At 64.4% G+C, this 17104-nt stretch carries 14 protein-coding genes; 4 read left to right on the plus strand and 10 right to left on the minus strand.

All coding sequences use genetic code 11. The annotated features are described in order from the left end of the window. Window positions 1-146: 146 nt before the first annotated feature. Complete coding sequence (locus OUZ30_RS16110) at window positions 147-1733, minus strand: GMC family oxidoreductase (protein WP_266183449.1); 1587 nt, start codon at window positions 1731-1733, stop codon at window positions 147-149. A gap of 68 nt (window positions 1734-1801) precedes the next feature. Between OUZ30_RS16110 and OUZ30_RS16115 the strand changes: the two genes are divergently transcribed. Then, window positions 1802-3118 (plus strand): NTP/NDP exchange transporter, encoded by a 1317-nt coding sequence (locus OUZ30_RS16115; protein WP_425601527.1) that lies wholly within the window; start codon window positions 1802-1804, stop codon window positions 3116-3118. 27 nt (window positions 3119-3145) lie between these two features. Here OUZ30_RS16115 and OUZ30_RS16120 read toward each other — a convergent pair whose 3' ends face one another. The 3 genes from OUZ30_RS16120 to mtgA all read right to left on the minus strand — a co-directional run bounded on the left by OUZ30_RS16120 (window position 3146) and on the right by mtgA (window position 5450). Next, window positions 3146-3574: a CBS domain-containing protein gene (locus OUZ30_RS16120; protein ID WP_266183450.1), complete on the minus strand. Its 429-nt coding sequence runs from the start codon at window positions 3572-3574 to the stop codon at window positions 3146-3148. 134 nt (window positions 3575-3708) lie between these two features. Continuing rightward, window positions 3709-4644 (minus strand): glycosyltransferase family 2 protein, encoded by a 936-nt coding sequence (locus OUZ30_RS16125; RefSeq protein ID WP_266183451.1) that lies wholly within the window; start codon window positions 4642-4644, stop codon window positions 3709-3711. 65 nt (window positions 4645-4709) lie between these two features. Further along, window positions 4710-5450: a monofunctional biosynthetic peptidoglycan transglycosylase gene (mtgA, locus tag OUZ30_RS16130; protein WP_266183452.1), complete on the minus strand. Its 741-nt coding sequence runs from the start codon at window positions 5448-5450 to the stop codon at window positions 4710-4712. A 131-nt stretch (window positions 5451-5581) separates the two neighbouring features. Here mtgA and hslO point away from each other — a divergent pair, with 131 nt between their 5' ends. Beyond that, entirely contained in the window at window positions 5582-6481 is a 900-nt protein-coding gene (gene hslO, locus OUZ30_RS16135; RefSeq protein WP_266183453.1) for an Hsp33 family molecular chaperone HslO, read from the plus strand. Window positions 6482-7200: 719 nt separating this feature from the next. Here the strand turns inward: hslO and OUZ30_RS16140 are convergent. Continuing rightward, a complete protein-coding gene (locus tag OUZ30_RS16140; protein WP_266183454.1) occupies window positions 7201-10101 on the minus strand; it encodes a bifunctional diguanylate cyclase/phosphodiesterase in 2901 nt (966 codons plus the stop codon). Window positions 10102-10405: 304 nt separating this feature from the next. Between OUZ30_RS16140 and OUZ30_RS16145 the strand changes: the two genes are divergently transcribed. After that, complete coding sequence (locus tag OUZ30_RS16145) at window positions 10406-11323, plus strand: hypothetical protein (protein WP_266183455.1); 918 nt, start codon at window positions 10406-10408, stop codon at window positions 11321-11323. 118 nt (window positions 11324-11441) lie between these two features. Here OUZ30_RS16145 and OUZ30_RS16150 read toward each other — a convergent pair whose 3' ends face one another. The 5 genes from OUZ30_RS16150 to OUZ30_RS16170 form a co-directional block, all read right to left on the minus strand. Continuing rightward, complete coding sequence (locus OUZ30_RS16150; protein WP_266183456.1) at window positions 11442-12344, minus strand: DUF4097 family beta strand repeat-containing protein; 903 nt, start codon at window positions 12342-12344, stop codon at window positions 11442-11444. 19 nt (window positions 12345-12363) lie between these two features. After that, window positions 12364-12801: a hypothetical protein gene (locus tag OUZ30_RS16155; protein WP_266183457.1), complete on the minus strand. Its 438-nt coding sequence runs from the start codon at window positions 12799-12801 to the stop codon at window positions 12364-12366. Then, on the minus strand, window positions 12798-13346 hold the full coding sequence (locus OUZ30_RS16160) for an RNA polymerase sigma factor (RefSeq protein WP_266183458.1): 549 nt from the start codon (window positions 13344-13346) through the stop codon (window positions 12798-12800). The genes OUZ30_RS16155 and OUZ30_RS16160 overlap by 4 nt, the downstream gene beginning before the upstream one ends. Before the next feature lie 129 nt (window positions 13347-13475). Beyond that, window positions 13476-15449, minus strand: a complete 1974-nt coding sequence (locus OUZ30_RS16165; RefSeq protein WP_266183459.1) for a phosphoenolpyruvate carboxykinase (GTP) — start codon at window positions 15447-15449, stop codon at window positions 13476-13478. A 51-nt stretch (window positions 15450-15500) separates the two neighbouring features. Then, complete coding sequence (locus tag OUZ30_RS16170) at window positions 15501-16079, minus strand: TetR/AcrR family transcriptional regulator (RefSeq protein WP_266183460.1); 579 nt, start codon at window positions 16077-16079, stop codon at window positions 15501-15503. A 123-nt stretch (window positions 16080-16202) separates the two neighbouring features. Between OUZ30_RS16170 and OUZ30_RS16175 the strand changes: the two genes are divergently transcribed. Next, a complete protein-coding gene (locus OUZ30_RS16175; protein ID WP_266183559.1) occupies window positions 16203-17093 on the plus strand; it encodes an alpha/beta fold hydrolase in 891 nt (296 codons plus the stop codon). Window positions 17094-17104 lie beyond the last annotated feature (11 nt).

Raw genomic sequence — 17104 nt, forward strand, 5'->3', positions numbered from 1 at the left:
ACTAGAACGGCGCCGGACGGACCGGGCCAGGTGGATGCGAGTCGGATCCCTCCGTGACGCGTGGCCGAGAGTAACTCAGGTCAGGCCGAAAGTCCCCGTTGCCTCATGGACGTTTGGGAGCTGTCTGCCTGCAAGAGGTGCTAGCCCTATCTCTGCAAAGTTTCGTTCAGGATCAAGGCACTGGCGCGCTCGGCGATCATGATGACGGGCGCATTGGTGTTGCCGCTGGGCAGGCTTGGCATCACCGAGGCATCCACCACGCGCAGGCCATCCACACCGCGCACACGCAGCTCGCTGTCCAGCGGTGCGTCGGCATCGTTGCCCATGCGGCAGCTGCCGGCCGGGTGGTAAATCGTCTCCGCCTTGCGGCGAATGAAATCGGTGTATTCGGCATCGGTACTTAGCGCCCGCTCGGGAAATACGGTTGCACCGCGGTAAGGCGTAAAAGCCGCCTGGGCCAGGATGTCGCGAGAGAGACGTGCGGCCTCAATCATCCGCTGCAGATCGTGACCTTCCGGATCGCTGAGATAGTTCGCGTGGATGGCGATGGGGTGCGCCGGGTTGGCCGAACGCAGGCGCAAGCGACCGCGGCTGCGTGGATGCAGATAGCAGGCGTGCACCGTGTAACCGTAACCGGGCAGTCGATGACGGCCGTGATCGTCGAGCAGCGCGGGCACGAAATGGAACTGCAGGTCGCAGCGCTCGTCCGTGGCCAGGCGGCTACGTACGAAACCTCCGGCCTCGGCCACGTTGGAGCTGCCCGGCCCATCGCGATGGCGCAGGAAGCGCCAACCCGCCGCGAGTTCGTTGAGATGGTCGTAAGTGATGCGCTGGGTGCTGCCGTCGAGCGTGCAGATATCCAGATGGTCCTGCAGGTTGGCGCCTAGCTCGGGCAGATCGGCCACCACGGCGATGCCGTGCTCGCGCAGATGATCGGCGGGGCCCAGGCCCGAGAGCATCAACAGCTGCGGTGTATTGATCGCGCCACCGGCAAGGATCACTTCGCCCGCCTCAAGCAACGCCGTCCCGCCCTGCAGCTGCACGCCAACGGCGCGGCCGTTGCGGACGACGACGCGGGCGACGGCGGCCTTCGTGCGCACCTCCAGGTTCTCCCGCTGCCGCACGGGCTGCAGAAAACCCGTAGCGGTGGAGCAGCGGGCGCCACCGCGCTGGGTGACCTGATAGAGACCAAAGCCCTCCTGCCGTGGACCGTTGAAGTCGTCGTTGCGCGCATGGCCGGCGCTCGCCGCCGCTTCAATAAAGGCTGCCGACAACGGGTTGTGATAGCGCAGATCGTTGACCCCGAGAGGGCCGCCGGCGGCGTGCAACGGGCTGGCGCCGCGGCCGTTGTCTTCGCTCTTCAGAAACCAGGGCAGCACCTGCGGCCACGACCAGCGCGCATCGCCGGTTACGCGCGCCCAAGCGTCGTAATCGCCGGGAACCCCGCGCACGTAGCACATCGCATTGATCGAACTGGAGCCGCCGAGCGTCTTGCCGCGCGGCCACCACAAACAGCGGTTGAGTAACTGTGGTTCCGGCTCGGTGCGATAGTTCCAGTTGAGTCGACGATGGTTGGCAAGGCGCGCAATGCCCGCCGGCATGTGGATCAGCGGATGCCAGTCGCTGGGGCCAGCCTCGAGCAACAGCACGCGCTTGCCTGCGTATGCACTAAGCCGATGGGCCAGCACGCAGCCCGCCGAGCCGGCACCCACGATGATGTAGTCGTAAGTCACGACGTTCCCCTGTCCATGTCCGTCATGGTCACATGCTAGTCTGGGTACGAGCCACGCTGGAATCCTCGGTGAATACCCCTCGACCCGCCGCAGCGAACGAAGGCCTCGCCTCGACCCTGTCGGCCATAGCCTTCTTCTTCGTGATGACGGCTTACTACATCATCCGGCCGGTGCGAGACCAGCTCAGTGGCGCCGTCGGCTCGCAGTCCCTGCCCTTGTTCTACGGCAGCGTGTTCGCTGTGATGTTACTGCTGACGCCGGTGTTCGGCGCGTTGGTGGCGCATTTTCCACGCAGGCGCCTGCTTGGCTGGACGTACAGTTTTTTCATCGCCTGCCTGCTCGCTTTCGTGCCCGCCTTTATGGCGCAGGACCGCCTTGGCGCACGCCAGTTGGGTGTGGTGTTCTTCGTCTGGGTCAGCGTGTTCAACCTGTTCGTGGTGTCGCTGTTCTGGAGCTTCATGGCCGACATCTTCCACAGCGTGCAGGCGCGTCGTGTGTTTCCGTTGATCGCGCTGGGTGGCATGGCGGGCGCCATCTTCGGACCGCTGGTGACCAAGCTGCTGGTGCAAACGATCGGCGTGGCGCCGTTGCTGACGGTGTCGGCGGCCGCTCTGCTGGCCGCTCTGGCGTTGCTGCTGGCGCTTTCATCGCGCCTTGATTGCCGCGCACCGATGCAGCGCGATGAAGTCATCGGCGGTTCGCTCTGGGCCGGCATCAAGGAACTGTGGACGCGGCCTTTCCTGCGTTACATGGCGATCCTGATGGTCCTGGGCGATGGCATCGGCACGCTGGCCTACGCTTTGATGGCGGACTACACCAAGATCCATTTGCCAGACAAGATCGCACGCACGTCCTTCTACAACGATCTGGATCTGGCGGCGAATGTGCTCGGTGTGATCCTGCAGCTCACGTTCACCCGCTGGATGCTGATTCGCCGGGGCACGACGTGGGGGCTGGTGGTGCCGTCGCTGGTCAATCTGGCGTTGCTCGGCGCCTTGGTGATGCTTGGCCACGGCAACGTTGCCTTGCTTGGTTTCGCCGTGCCGATGCTATCGGTGACGCTGGTCGGCTCGCGCGGTTTTGCCTATGGCATGACCAAGCCGGCGGTGGATGCGCTGTATACGCGGGTGCCGCGAGAGACGCGCTACAAGGGCAAGAATTTCGTCGAGACGGCGATCTGGCGTTTCGGCGATGTCGTGGTCACCAGCGGGGTGACCTTGCTGGGCAAGTTCGGTGTGGCCGTGGGTGGCATGGCGGCGATCGGTGCGGGAGTCTCCGCACTGGCCACCTGGGTGGCCGCGCGCGCAGGCCGCTCGCCAGACCTGCTGCCGGAGCAGCAGGATGTGCCGGCGAATGCGGGGCAGGCGCGACCGGCCGAAGCTTGAGAGCCCGCTTCGATTAGCTGGTGCTATCTAGCTGGTGATATAGCGCTGCAACTGCTCGATCTGTTCGGCCTGGGCGTCGATCACTTCCTTTACCAGATCGCCGATCGAAATTACGCCGATCACCTGCTCACCACTGACCACCGGCAAGTGGCGAATGCGGCTGTCGGTGCAAAGGCGCATGCAGTCGAACACATCGGTATCCGGGCCTACCGTGAGCGGTGGACTGCTCATGATCTCCGACACGGCCGTCTGGGCGGAGGACCGACCCTGCAGGATCACCTTGCGGGCATAGTCGCGCTCGGAAAGGATGCCAACCAGTCGCTCGCCTCGCATCACCAGCAGCGCGCCGACGCGGCGTTCCGCCATGTGCTTGATCGCATCGAGCACAGGTGCATCCGGCGCGATGCTGAAGATGTCGTTGCCCTTGCCTGCCAGCAAATGCTTGACTTGACGCATGCTTGAACCTCCCACGCGACCGCGGACGGGCCGCATGCGGTGAGTCTAGCGCCGCTGTGGGGGACATGGTGTTGGGGTGATGTGAAGCTGGTAGAGACGACTTGAAGATCGGCGCGGCAGGCACCACGAGGGGGTCATTTCGCCCGTGGGGCTCGCTGTTCTTCGATGAAATACAGGGGTCGCTGCTTGCTCTCCGCGTAGTTGCGTCCGAGGTACTCGCCGATGACGCCCAGCGCCAGCAACTGCACGCCACCCAGGAACAGGATCGCTACCATCAAGGACGGGTAGCCCTGTACGGGGTCGCCGAGCAAGGCGGCCTTGCCGAACACCCACAGCCCATAGAGAAACGCCAGCAGCGATGACAACAGGCCCACCCAGGTGGCCAGCCGCAGTGGCGCGGTGGAGAACGAAGTCACACCCTCCATGGCCAGCTGCAGCAGTCGCCAGTAATTCCACTTGGTCGTGCCGGCCTGGCGCGACTCGCGCAGGTAGTGCACGGCGGTTTGCCGATAGCCAATCCAGGCGAACAGCCCCTTCATGAAGCGCTGGCGCTCACGCAGCTGGCGCAGCGCCTCCAGTGCCCGGCGCGACAGCAGGCGAAAGTCGCCGGTGTCGCGCGGGATCGGCGTATCCGACAGACGCTCCATGCCGCGGTAGAACATCGCCGCGGTGAGGCGTTTGAAACCGGTTTCGCCGGCGCGGGCGGTGCGGGTGGCATAGACCACGTCGAAGCCTGCATGCCACCGTTCCACCAGCGAGGGAATCAGTTCCGGCGGGTCTTGCAGGTCCGCGTCGATCACCACCACGGCGTCCGCATCCACGTGGTCGAGACCCGCCGTAAGCGCCGCCTCCTTGCCGAAGTTGCGGGAAAGTTTGATAGCCCCGACGCGCGGGTCGCGGGCCAGCAGCTCTTCGATCAGTCGCCAGGTCGCGTCGGTGCTTCCATCGTCGACGTACAGCACGTGGCTATCCAGCGGCAGCTCCGCAAGCACGCGTCCGAGCCTGGCGTGGAAGGCTTCCAGTACGGCGACTTCATTGTGGGCAGGCACAACGACGGTTAGGCGGGGCATGGGCGGCGCCAAGGATTCTCAGAAGGACGCTGCATGCTAGTGCAGTGGCGGCGCCGCGGCGAGCCTCAACGTTGGCGTTGCACGCGCGGCGGCCGGCGGCTCTGCAGATAGTCCGGGCCTCCAAGCTGAGCCATCTGCTGCTGGATCCAGTTGGCGCGCCTTTGCACGTAGGCGCTGGGGTTGTCGGCATGCAATAGACGGGGATTGGGCAGCACCGCCGCCAGCCGAGCCGCCTGGGCCGCGCTGAGGCGAGATGGCGGCTGGTGGAAGAACGCATCGCTGGCTGCGCCGACGCCGTAGATCCCATTGCCCAGCTCGGCGATGTTCATATAAACCTCGAGAATGCGCTGCTTGGGCCAGGTCAGCTCGAGCAGCACCGTGAAATACGCTTCCAGTCCCTTGCGCACGAAACTGCGGCCATTCCATAGGAACAGGTTCTTCGCCGTCTGCTGGCTGATCGTGCTGGCGCCACGCAGGCGCTTGCCCTCGTCGGCCGCGTCCATGGCGTTCTCGATGGAGTCAAAATCAAACCCATGGTGGAACGGAAACTTCTGATCCTCCCCGGCCACCATCGCCAGAGGTACATAGGTCGACACCTGCGACCAGGGCACCCAGCGATGGCGCAGTTGGAAGCCAGTCTCGCCGTGGATAAGCGCGCCAAGTCGGCGCTCCATCATGACCGCCGAGGTCCATGGCGGCACGAAGCGCAGCGCCAGCACCGCCAGCCAGCTCAGCGCCAGCCAGGACACGACAATGATCATGAGAGAACGCAGCAGGCGGGCAAGGAACGGGCGTCGTGGCGTCATGGCGGTTTGCTGGAGGGGTTCCCAGCAGTATAAGTGCGGCTAGGTGGCAGCCCGACGGCCGGGGTCATTGGCCGTTGAGCTGCGGCGGCCATGCCCCCACTTAGTGGGATTGTTCTTGCGAGGTCCTTTCCGTGGAAACCGTGCTTGTCGAAGATGTGCTGCACCGCTTCATGCTTGAACGCGCTGGCGTGCGCGGCGTGCTGGTCCGGCTGGGGCCAGCATGGCGCGAGATAGCGGGGCGTGCGGAGTACCCGGCCGCCTTGCGCTCGGTGCTGGGGCAGGCCATGGCCGCGAGCGCGCTGCTCACCGGCAACATCAAGCTGGAGGGTGCGCTATCGGTCGAGCTGAAGAGCGGCGGTCCGTTACGCATGCTGTTCGCCGAATGCACCGACCAGGGGCGTCTGCGTGGTCTGGCTCGCTGGAACGATCCGTTGCCCGAGATGTTGGATCTGGCCGCGCTGCCCAAGGCCATCATGGCCATTACCATCGGTCATGCTGAACGGGGCCAGCGCTACCAGGGCCTGGTTGATCTGCAGCATCCGAACCTGTCCTCGGCGCTGGAGAACTATTTCAGCCAGTCCGAGCAACTGCCCGCGCGCATCGTGTTGGCCGCCGATGGCGAGCATGCCGTAGGCCTGATGCTGCAGAAGCTGCCCGGCGAGGGTGGTCACGATGCGGTGGAGGATGAAGATGCCTGGACGCGCATCCAGCATCTCACCGCCACCTTAGGTGACAAGGAGTTGTTGAGCACGGCGCCAGAACAGCTGCTGTACCGGCTCTATCACGAGGAATCGGTGCGTCTGTTCGAGCCACGTCCGCTGGCCTTCGGCTGCAGCTGTACGCGCGAGCGGGTAGAGGCGATGCTGCGTGCGCTGGGACGCGATGAGGTTGAAGCGACACTGGAAGATCGCGAAGGTGAGATCGAGGTGATCTGCGAGTTTTGCGCACAGCGCTATACGTTCGACCGCATCGACGCCGAGCATCTGCTCAGCGTGAGTCCCGCGGCGAGCGCGCCGACCACGGCGCAGTAGCCTGTCATTCGCTCCGCTCCTTCTCCCCTGCGGGGAGAAGGCTGGGATGATGGGTGCTGGCGATCACGCGACAACTAAGCGTTGTGGCCAGCTTGCCGCTTACGCAGCGGGCGTTTCGATCGCCTGCCGGCGCTCGAGTCACTTTTCTTTTGCTGGCCCAAAAGAAAAGTAACCCAAAGAAAACGGCCTTAAAGGCTGGTAGCACTCCGTGGGATAGAAGCGTTGGAAGGTTTGCGCGAGCCAATAGCTGGTCGCCCACGGCGAGACACAGCGGCTACCCCGCAACGCGCCACCGCGGCGAGGACTTAAGGCAGGGTCGGCCGAGGGTCGTGACGATTGCGGTATCCGGGTGCGCAGATGGCCACCGCACCACCCACGCTTTAATCCCTCTGCGCCATGGCGCGTTGCGGCGTAGCCGCTGTGTATCGGCCATGGGCCGCCACCGATCTGGCTGGCCACGCCCGTCAGGCTCGTATCCAACGCCATGCTATGAGCTCTTTAGGCCATTTTCTTTGGGTTACTTTTATTTTGGGCCAGCAAAAGAAAAGTGACCCGGACCGCGGCAGCGGTTCGGAACGCCCGCTGCGTAGGCGGCAAGCTGGCGATATCGCTCGGTCATCGCGTCATCGCAAGCACGCACCCCTCATCCCAACCTTCTCCCCAAAGGGGAGAAGGAGTCCAAGTGCGTAACCGGCAAACTGGCGATGAGGAACAGGCGCCTAGGGCAGCGCGAAGTGATGCTCGCGCTGCAGCCATACCTCGGCCATCTTGGGTGTGGCGAACAGGAAGCCCTGGCCATAGCGGCAGCCGATGCGCAACAAGGCATCGCGCTGCTCTTCTTCCTCGATGCCCTCGGCAATCACCTGCATCTGCAGCGAATCGGCCAGCGCTTGGATCGCGCGCACCACGGCCGTGCCGTGTCCGCCCTCGCGCGGCAGTTCCACGATGAACGAGCGGTCGATCTTCAGTGTTTCGATTGGGTATTGGTGCAAATAACTCAGCGATGAATAGCCGGTGCCGAAATCGTCCAGCGCGATGCTGACGCCGTGCGAGCGCAGGTTGTCGAGCATGCGCTTCACCTGGATGGCGTTCTCCAGCAGCGCGCGTTCGGTCACTTCGATGCGCAGACAGTGCGGTGGCAACTGGTGGGATGCGATCAGGTCCAGCAGGCTGCGGTCCAGGTCCGGTGAGCGGAAGTGGCGGCCCGAGACGTTGATGCTGACAAATCCATCGGGGCCCGCCAGCGCCTCGGCCTGCGCGCACACCTGTTCGAAAATCTGCCAGTCGATACTTTCCGCGCAGCCGCTCTCTTCGGCCACGGCCAGGAAGTCTCCTGGCGTGAGCAGGCCGCGGTCGGGATGGCGCCAGCGGAGCAGGGCCTCGTAGCCCACCGTGCGACCGCTCTGGAGCTCCACGATCGGCTGGTAGAACGGCACGAACTCGTTGCGACTCAAGGCGCGACGAAGGTCACCCTCCATCTCCAGCAGGGATAGTGCCTCTCGGCGCAGACGATCATCGAATATCGCCGCACGGTGGCGGCCCTCGTCCTTAGCGCGGTACATGGCGGCATCGGCGTCACGCAGCAGCTCTTCCGGGCGCTGGTAATGCGGGCTGGGCAGGGCGATGCCGATCGAGGCCGACGTGAAGATCTCCTTTGCGCCGAGACGGAACGGCGTCTGCAACTCGTCAATGATGCGCTCGGCAATCAGTAGCGCCATCTTCGGATCGGTGATGCCTTCGGCCAGCACGGCGAATTCGTCACCGCCCAGGCGCGCCACCACGTCTCGCGTTTTCAGGCAGGCGCGAATGCGCCCACCCACCTGGAACAGGAGGTCGTCGCCGACCAGATGGCCCACCGAGTCGTTGATGACCTTGAAGCGGTCCAGGTCGATAAAGAGTATGGCGAAGAGTTCCTGCGTATCGCTGTGGTAGCGCTGCAGCGCCTGTTCCATGCGTTGGAGCAGGAGGGTGCGGTTAGGCAGGCCGGTCAGCGAGTCGTGCAGCGTTTCGTACTTCAGGCGGCGCTCGACCCGCTCGCGCTCGGCGATCTGCTCGCGCAGGTCGCGATTGGCCAGCGCGAGCGCGCGAGTGCGCTCGGTCACCCGGCGCTCGAGGCTGGCATAGGCCTGCTTCAGCGATTCCGTGGTGTGCTTGCGTTGCAGGGCATTGGCCACGTGGTAGCCCACGAAGGTCAGCAATTCCTGGTCACGCACATCGTACGTATGCTCAGGCGAATAGCTCTGCACGGCCAGTACGCCCATGGCGCGGTCACCCCAGACCAAGGGCACGCCAAGCCAGCAGACCGAACGCGAGCCCCGATGGGTGAGTTCACCCATGCGCGAAAGGCGTTCGAATTCCTCCGGGTCGGCCAGCAGCGGCTTGGCGTGGCGCAGCACGTACTCGGTCACGCCGCGGCCGTGGGCACGCGGCAGGCGAATGGTGTCGAATTCGTCCACGGAGTAGGGGAAACTGAGCGTTTTCTGCTCTTCATCCAGCAGCGCGATGTAGAAATTGCGCGCATACAGCAGGCCGCCGATCACGCGATGCACCGCGGCGTAGAAGTTGTCCAGGCTTTCGGAGGCATTGGCCAGTTCCGCAATGCGGAACAACGCCGCTTGCAGCCGCTCGCCACGCTGACGCTGCAGCACCTGCTGGCGCAGGACCCGATTGGCCTCGCGCAGCGCAGCCGTACGGCTGGAGACGCGCCGTTCCAGCTCTTCATGTGCTTCGCGCCGCTCCAGCGCGGTCTGCACATGCTTGGCGACGTAGCTGAGCAGTTCGCGGTCGTGCTGGGTGTAATGCGTGTCCTCGCGATAGCTTTGCATCACGATGCCACCCACCACGCGACCATCGCGCAGCAGCGGTACGCCCAGCCAGTGCTCGCACACCGGGCCCAACAGCACAAATCGGCCCTGGAACTGCTGGGTCAGTTCGGCGACCGAACCCATAATCGCCTGGCCGCACTGCAACAGGTTCCAGGTGAGGCTGTGACGCATTTCCTGCAGTGGCACGCTCTCGTCGGGCGAGGGCGGCTCCCTGTCCATGGTGTCGACGTAGTACGGGAAGCGCACGCTGTCCGTGGCCGCGTCGTACAGCGCGATGTAGAAGTTTTCCGCATACATGAGGCTGCCGAGAATCGCGTGCAACGAATGCATCATCTCGGTCATGTTGTGCTCGCCGCTCGCCTGGTCGGCGATGGCGTAGAGCGCGCGCTGCAGCCGCTCGGCTAGCGCGAGTCGTGAAATGGCCTCATACAGTCGCGACGTTTCGGCCAGCTGGCGCAGTCGCGACGCAGACAGTCGGCCGAGCCAGGCCAGATGATCGTAAAGCCACTCCGGCGTGACAACATCGGGCAACTCCAGCACCAGGGTGCGCAGCCCCTGCGGATCTTCGGCCAGGTCAAGCTGGGCGGCGCCGCCACTGCTGGAAGGCTCGTCACCGATCAGGCGCCAATGCAGACGCCCGCCGATGCCGAGTTCACCCAGCATGGCCTCGCAAATCTCGAGCACGCTGGCGGCATCGCTGGCGCGGAACAACCGCTCCACGGCCGCGTGCATGGCCGCGACGTTACCGTCCGCGGGCCAGGGCACGAGTGTGTTGCTGGTGGAAGCCGAAGTCATCGGTCGCAGGCGAATTCGCGCATGGTGACGGGGAGGACTATATATCGCCTCCATTCAGCTTTGTCGCCCGCTGATTCAATTGAGCCGCTGCTCCAAGGTTTTGCGGTACCCCCGGACTCGGGTCCAAGGAACCCTTTCGTAGGCCCGATGTCAAAAAGTGGTGATTTCGTAGGTTCCGTCACACCTTCAGGGGTACATTTAAGGTGTTAGTAAAAAGTAAAACGTGATATCTTGATAGCCAGATCGTCTCTGGGAGGGGGCGACCCATCCCGTTCATCCGTCGTTCCGGGGGACTCTCGCGTCCATGCGTCGTTGGTTGTTGTCATTGCCCTTGCTGCTCATGCCGTTTATCGCGGCAGGACAGTCTGCGGCCAATGATCCCTACGACATGGCCGGGCGCTTGCTCATGCAGCAGCCTGACCAGATGGCGCAGATTGGTCCGAGCGTGGCCGTGCCCCTATGGCGTGGTGCGGATGGCCGCTGGCTGGCTCTCCAGGCGGAGAGTGACACGTTGACGGCGGCCCAGCGCGCAGATGCGCCGCTGCAGTTCCGCGCGGTGGATGCCGCTACGGTGCTATCCAGCCAGTTGCAGTATGGGCTGGGTCCGAATCTGCAGGCACACGCAGGCGTGACCGAGCACAACTGGGCCAACAATCGGGCCCCGCGCGTCATCGGCACCGAAGTCGGCGCCACTTACGATGCGGGCCGTTACAGCCTGGGGCTGAGCCTGGGTTCCGACACCATCCCCAATGGCGCGACGCTTCCGCGTCTGTTGCCGGGTGCGGTACCTGGTGTCAACGGCTTGTCCGGCTTCGATAGCAGCACGCAGCTCAACGCACGCGGTCGACTGGCACTGGACAGTAAGAGTGGCATCGACCTGGGTGCCAGTGTGGGGCGCGTACGCCTGCTGCCGGGCAACCTGCTGGGCGTCAATACGCTGGATCAGAAAGCGGTGAGCTTCGGTGTTGATCGCGGTCCGCTGAGCGGCAGCATCGTCGGTCGCGTCATGCAGCCTGAAACGGCGGTGCCGGGCGCGGCATATAACCCGGATCGGCGCTGGAGCAGCATCGACCTGGGCGTGACCTGGCGTCTGCCGTGGCAGGGCCAGCTGAGCATCGGTGCGCAGAACGTGTGGTCGTCGGGCAATGCGATCAACACGCCGACCGGCCCTGAGCCTGACCAGTCGCGCACCCCGTACGTGCAATATCACCAGGACCTGTAATCGCCTTTGCGGCGCGTCGCGCGGTCATGGCGCCGCATCCAGCTCGTGGTTTCATCCCGATCAAGCGAAGGGCCGCATGACATGACGCCATGCGGCCCTTGTCGTTTGCAGCGCGTGCTCAATCTTGCTGACGGATGCGCAGGTCGCCGCTGAAGGTCTCGATGGCGATCTTGCCGCTGCCCGAGCCGAGGGTGGTCTGGAGCGCACTGCCGGGTCCGTGTTCCGCTTTCTTCACCGTACCGAAATCACTGCGCAGGTCGCCGCTGAACGTGTTGGCGTGAATGGCCGCCGAGGTATTGGCGGGTATCTGCAGCTGCACGTCGCCACTCATGCTGTCGACGTCCAGCGTGCCACTCGCAGCGAGGCCGCCAGCGAGCTGGACATCGCCGGAAACCGTGCTGAGGTTGAGCTTCTGCCACGGGCCGCCGCTGACGCGGATGCGGCCTGACACGGTTTGTAGTTCCGCGTTATTGCCTACGCTGGGCGCGAGGATGTCGCCGCTGACCGTTTGCAAAGAGACGCGATCCGCGTGGCCGGCCAGTTCAATATTGCCGCTGACAGTCTCCATCTCGGCGGAGGGCGTGCGGGCATTCACGCGCGCCTTGCCGCTGACGGCATTGATCTTGATCTTGCCGCCATCGATGCCGTCGATGCTGATCGGCGCGCTCACTACGTCAACGTCCAGCGAGGCTCCCTTGGGCACGCGCACGTCGAGCGTGGTGCCGCCCATCGACGTATCGCTGTTCCAGTTGAGCCAGCCGGATTTGCCCTGCGATTGCACCTTGATCGTCAGGTCGCTGTTGCTGCCTTCGATGGTCAGCGGCTTGGCACCCTCGCCAAGATGGCCGCCGACCTGCACCTGGTCGCGGTCCCATGCAGTGACGGTAACCGCCCCCTTAACGTTGCCGATGCTGACGTGAACGGTAGAGGTGGCGTCATGGCTGAGGTTGATGGGCGTATCGGCCAGCGCCTGGCCGATCGACAGGCTGAGCAGGAGTGGAATGATGCGTGCGGTTTTCATGCTGAAGGCTCCGCTGGACTCAACCAGCCTGGTGTTCCATCTGACGCAATTGCGATTGCTGTTTCTGGGTGCGGTACAGCAAGCGCTGCAACGCGGGTGAATCGGGCGCCTGTTCCATGGCCTGGCGCAACTCCATGTTTGCCGCATCCAGTTGGACGGCGGCGCCGGCCAGGCGCGGATCGGAAGGATGCCAGCGCGCCACATCCGGCGTCGTTTCGGCGGCCGTGCTCACGGGTTGATCACGCAGATGCACGGCGATGCTCCCGGCGAACAACGAGAGGCCCGCGAAACTGGCGGCGAGCAACCATGCCTGGCGTCGCTGGGATCGTTGGCGCGTCGGTAGCGCGGCATGGTCCGCTGGGTCGAGCGCGGCCTCGATTTCGGGCCATAGGTCACGGCTTGGCGTCACCGGTTCGCGCAGGGCGCGGGTCTGGCGGAGCCATTCGAATTCGTTCATGAGCGTTCTCCCAAGATCTTGCGCAGCAGGCCGCGTGCGCGATGCAATTGCGCTTTTGACGAGCCGACCGCCATACCAAGCTCGGCACCGATGTCCTCGTGCCGCCAGCCTTCAATGTCATGCAACACCAGCACCGCACGCGCGCGTGGCGGCAGCTTGCCGATGGCCCGCTCCAGCTCTTCGCGTTCCGCCGCGCAGAACGGCGTTTCACCATGATCGGGGATCGTATCCTCGTCCATTACACTGACCGGATCCGCGCTACGTGCACGGATATCCATCAGCGCAACGTTGACCGCCAGCCGATAGAGCCAGGTTCCGAACGCGCTTTCATGGCGAAAGCCGGCGAGTTTCTGCCAGGCGCGTACGAAAGCGTCCTGGGTGAGGTCTTCCGCGCGGGCGTGGTCATAACCGGCGAGTCGGTAGACGGCGCCGTACACGCGACCCACGTGCAGGCGATAAAGCCGCTGAAAAGCCTGCCGGTCACCCGCGGCAGCCGCGTGCACGTCATCCTTGTCGGAAGGATCCGCGGCGGGTGCAGGCGGCATTGCGTTTCCGTTGGCTGGGCAGGTAGCAATCATCTTGCCAGCTTGGATGCGCGGCTGCCTGGCAAGGTTTAGAAGACGCCATGCGAAAAAGCCCGCCAGCCGCTTGGCGCGGCTGGCGGGCGGCGTGGCTCAGCGTGCGGCAGCGGCGCGCAGCGTCACCGCGGCATCGGCCAGCGCCTTGGCGACACGTTGCTGCTCGTCATGCAGTTGCTGTGGCATGCGCTCGCCGAAACTGCGCAGGTACTCGCCGATATCGGCCAACTCGGCTTGCCAGCCGGCCTGGTCGATATGCAGCAGCGTGTCGAGCGTCTGGCGATCGAGGGCTAGTGCGTCCAGCTTCAGTTCGCCTGCCGCCGGCACGATGCCGATCGGCGTCTGCCGGCCGCTGGCGCGACCCTCGACGCGATCGATCATCCATTCCAGCACGCGCAGGTTGTCGCCAAAGCCTGGCCACAGGAAGCTGCCGTCCTCGCCCTTGCGGAACCAGTTGACGTGGAAGATCTTCGGCAGCTTCGTGCCGGCCTGGTCAAACGACAGCCAGTGGCGGAAGTAGTCGCCGTAGTGATAGCCGGCGAACGGCTTCATCGCCATCGAGTCGCGGCGTAGGACGCCCACGGCGCCAGTCGCTGCGGCCGTGGTTTCCGAGCCCATGGCAGCGCCCACGAGGACGCCGTGGGTCCAGTCGCGCGCCTCGAATACCAGCGGCACCAGCGACGGGCGACGGCCACCAAACACGATGGCGCTGATCGGCACGCCCTGGGCGTCCTCGGCATGCGGTGACCAGGTCGGGCACTGCCTGGCGCTGACGGTGAAGCGCGAGTTCGGATGCGCGGCGGGACCATTGGCCGCGTCGTACGGGCGACCCTGCCAGTCGGTGACCGGCGTGCCCGGCAGGCCTTCCCACCACGGCTGGTTGTCGGCGGTGACGGCGACATTGGTGAAGATGGTATCGCGGGCGATGGACGCCAGCGCGTTCGGGTTGGTCGACTCGCTGGTACCCGGCGCCACGCCGAAGAAGCCGGCTTCCGGGTTGATGGCGTACAAGCGGCCGTCGGCGCCGGGACGCATCCAGCAGATGTCGTCGCCGACCGTCCACACCTTCCAGCCGTCCTGGCGATAGCCTTCTGGCGGAATCAGCATGGCCAGGTTGGTCTTGCCGCAAGCCGACGGGAAGGCGGCCGCGACGTAATGGGTTTCGCCCCTGGGGTTCTCGATGCCTACGATCAACATGTGCTCGGCCAGCCAGCCTTCCGACTCGGCCTGGTAGCTGGCAATGCGCAGGGCGTGGCACTTCTTGCCCAGCAACGCATTGCCGCCGTAGCCGGAGCCATACGACTTGATGGTCAGCTCCTCTGGGAAATGCATGATGAAGCGACGCTCCGGGTCCAGCTCACCGGTAGAGTGAAGCCCCTTCACGAAGCGACCCTCGCGCTCGATGCGCGCCTGTGCGGCGGCACCCATGCGCGTCATGGTGCGCATGTTGGCCACCACGTAGGGGCTATCGGTGATCTCGACGCCGCAACGGGCCAGCGGCGAGTCGATCGGGCCCATGCAGTACGGAATCACGTACATGGTGCGGCCTGCCATGCAGCCTTCGAACAGCGCATCCATCTTGGCATGCGCCTCGGCCGGGGCCATCCAGTGGTTGTTCGGGCCGGCGTCTTCGGCGTCCTTGGTGCAGACAAAGGTCAGGTGTTCGACGCGCGCCACGTCCGACGGACTGGAGCGGTGCAGATAGCAGCCCGGATGGGTCTGCTGGTTCAGTTCGATCAGGTCGCCGGTCTGCAGCATCTGCTGCACCAGGCTGTGGTACTCGGCATCCGAGCCATCGCACCAGTGGATCTGCGCAGGACGGGTCAGCGCCGCCACTTCGTCAACCCAGCGTTGCAGCGCTTCCAGCTTGCTCGACATCACGTTCCTCACTCTGGTCTTAAGCCAAAAAAGAGCAGAAACGGTAGTTTGCGTGCACTGGCATTGCAAGGCGACGTGCAGCAAAAAACCTATGTACCTGTAGGAAAACCGTTGGCGTGTCGAGGGTTTAGCGCCGTTTCCGAGCGCGATCAGGCCTGCTTTCCGACAAGCAAAAAAACGACAGCGCCGCATGGCGGCGCTGTCGTCGGTCGATAGGTTGGCAAACCCGATGTAGAGAAAGGCTCAGCTCGGCGTTAGCGTTCTGATCATGTGCTCGACGTAGGCATCGAACTCGTCATGGCTGATGCGGGGCAGGCCGAGCGTGAAATTGAGCTGCAGGAAGCCGACATAGGCCGCATAGGTCAGGCGGGCGCGATTGAGCGCTTCCGCGGGCGGCAGGCCAGCTTCGCGATAAATATTGGTAAGGAACTCCAGGCGCCGCTGAGACACGCGGGCCATCACCGGCACGACCTGGGGATGATCCAGCGCCTTCAACAGGGCGGCATAGACGCGGTGCGGCGCCAGCTCATGTGCCACGCGACGGAACAGTTCCGGTAGGCGTCCACGTGGGTCGGGCATGGCCTCGATCTGGCTGATGATCTCGCGTTCGCCGTACTGCTCCCAGCGCTCAAGTGCCGCCTGCAGCAGGGCTTCGCGGGTGCGGAAATGCCAGTAAAAGCTGCCTTTGGTCACCCCAAGCTGGCGGGCCAGGGCCTCGACGGCCAAGGCTCCGACGCCTTGCTCGGCGATCAGCCTGAGAGCGGCGTCCTCCCAGTCTTCGGCGGAAAGGCGGGTGCGTTCGGGTTTGGCGCTTACATTCATTGGCGCATGGTAGCCCCAGTTGGCCGCCTTTGTAATCGCCGCCCGTGCAAGTGATTGAATCCGTGGGAGGGTCGCTTGCGGTGCGTATTGACGCGATGGGAAAGCGATTACATACTCGTGCGTATGGTAGCTAATTCCTCCGTTGCGAAAAGCGTGACACGTGTCGAAGCCGCCGATGGCCTTGGGCTGGCGGTCGAAGTGTGCAATCCGTCAGGTAGCCCGACCCTGCTGTTCGCGCATGGCTTTGGCCAGACGCGCGGCGCGTGGCTCGGCACGGCCGCAGCCCTGGCATCGCTGGGTTGTCGTTGCGTGAGCTACGACAGCCGCGGCCATGGCGAAAGCGATCGTGTTCCAGGCGGCGAGTACCACATGGAACAGTTCGTTGGCGATCTGCGCCTGCTGGCCCATGCCGAGGAGCACAAGCCCATCCTGGTGGGTGCCTCGATGGGCGGCCTGCTGGGTCTGGTCATTGCGGGAGAGATCGATCCGCAGGCGTTCCGCGCGATGGTGCTGGTGGATATCACCCCGCGCTGGGAGACCGCTGGCGTCGAACGCATTCTCGCTTTCATGCAGGCGCATCCGGATGGCTTCACCAGTTATGCCGAGGCCGCGGATGAAATCGCGGTGTACATGCCGCATCGCGCGGGGCGCAAATCCGAAGACCAGCTGCGCCCGCTGTTGCGCGAAGGTGCTGACGGCCGCTTGCGTTGGCACTGGGACCCGGCACTGCTCGGCGGCCTCATTAGCGAGAGCGAGCGCTACCAGCCGCGCCTGATGGCCGCTGCCGCCAAAGTTCAGGCGCCTGTGCTGCTGCTGTCCGGCGGTCGCAGCGATGTGGTGTCGCGCGATAACGTCGACGAGTTCCTGAAGCTGGTGCCGCATGCCGAGCATGTGGAGTTGCCGCGAGCCACCCATATGGTGGCCGGCGACGCCAACGATGCATTCACCCGCGAAATTGCACGATTCGTGGGCCCATTTTCCGCCCAGGACCGCAGCGATGCGGTTCCCGTTTGAACCCGCGTGAT

Origin of the sequence: Dyella humicola, from assembly GCF_026283945.1 — a bacterium.
GTDB classification, from domain to species: Bacteria; Pseudomonadota; Gammaproteobacteria; order Xanthomonadales; family Rhodanobacteraceae; genus Dyella; species Dyella humicola.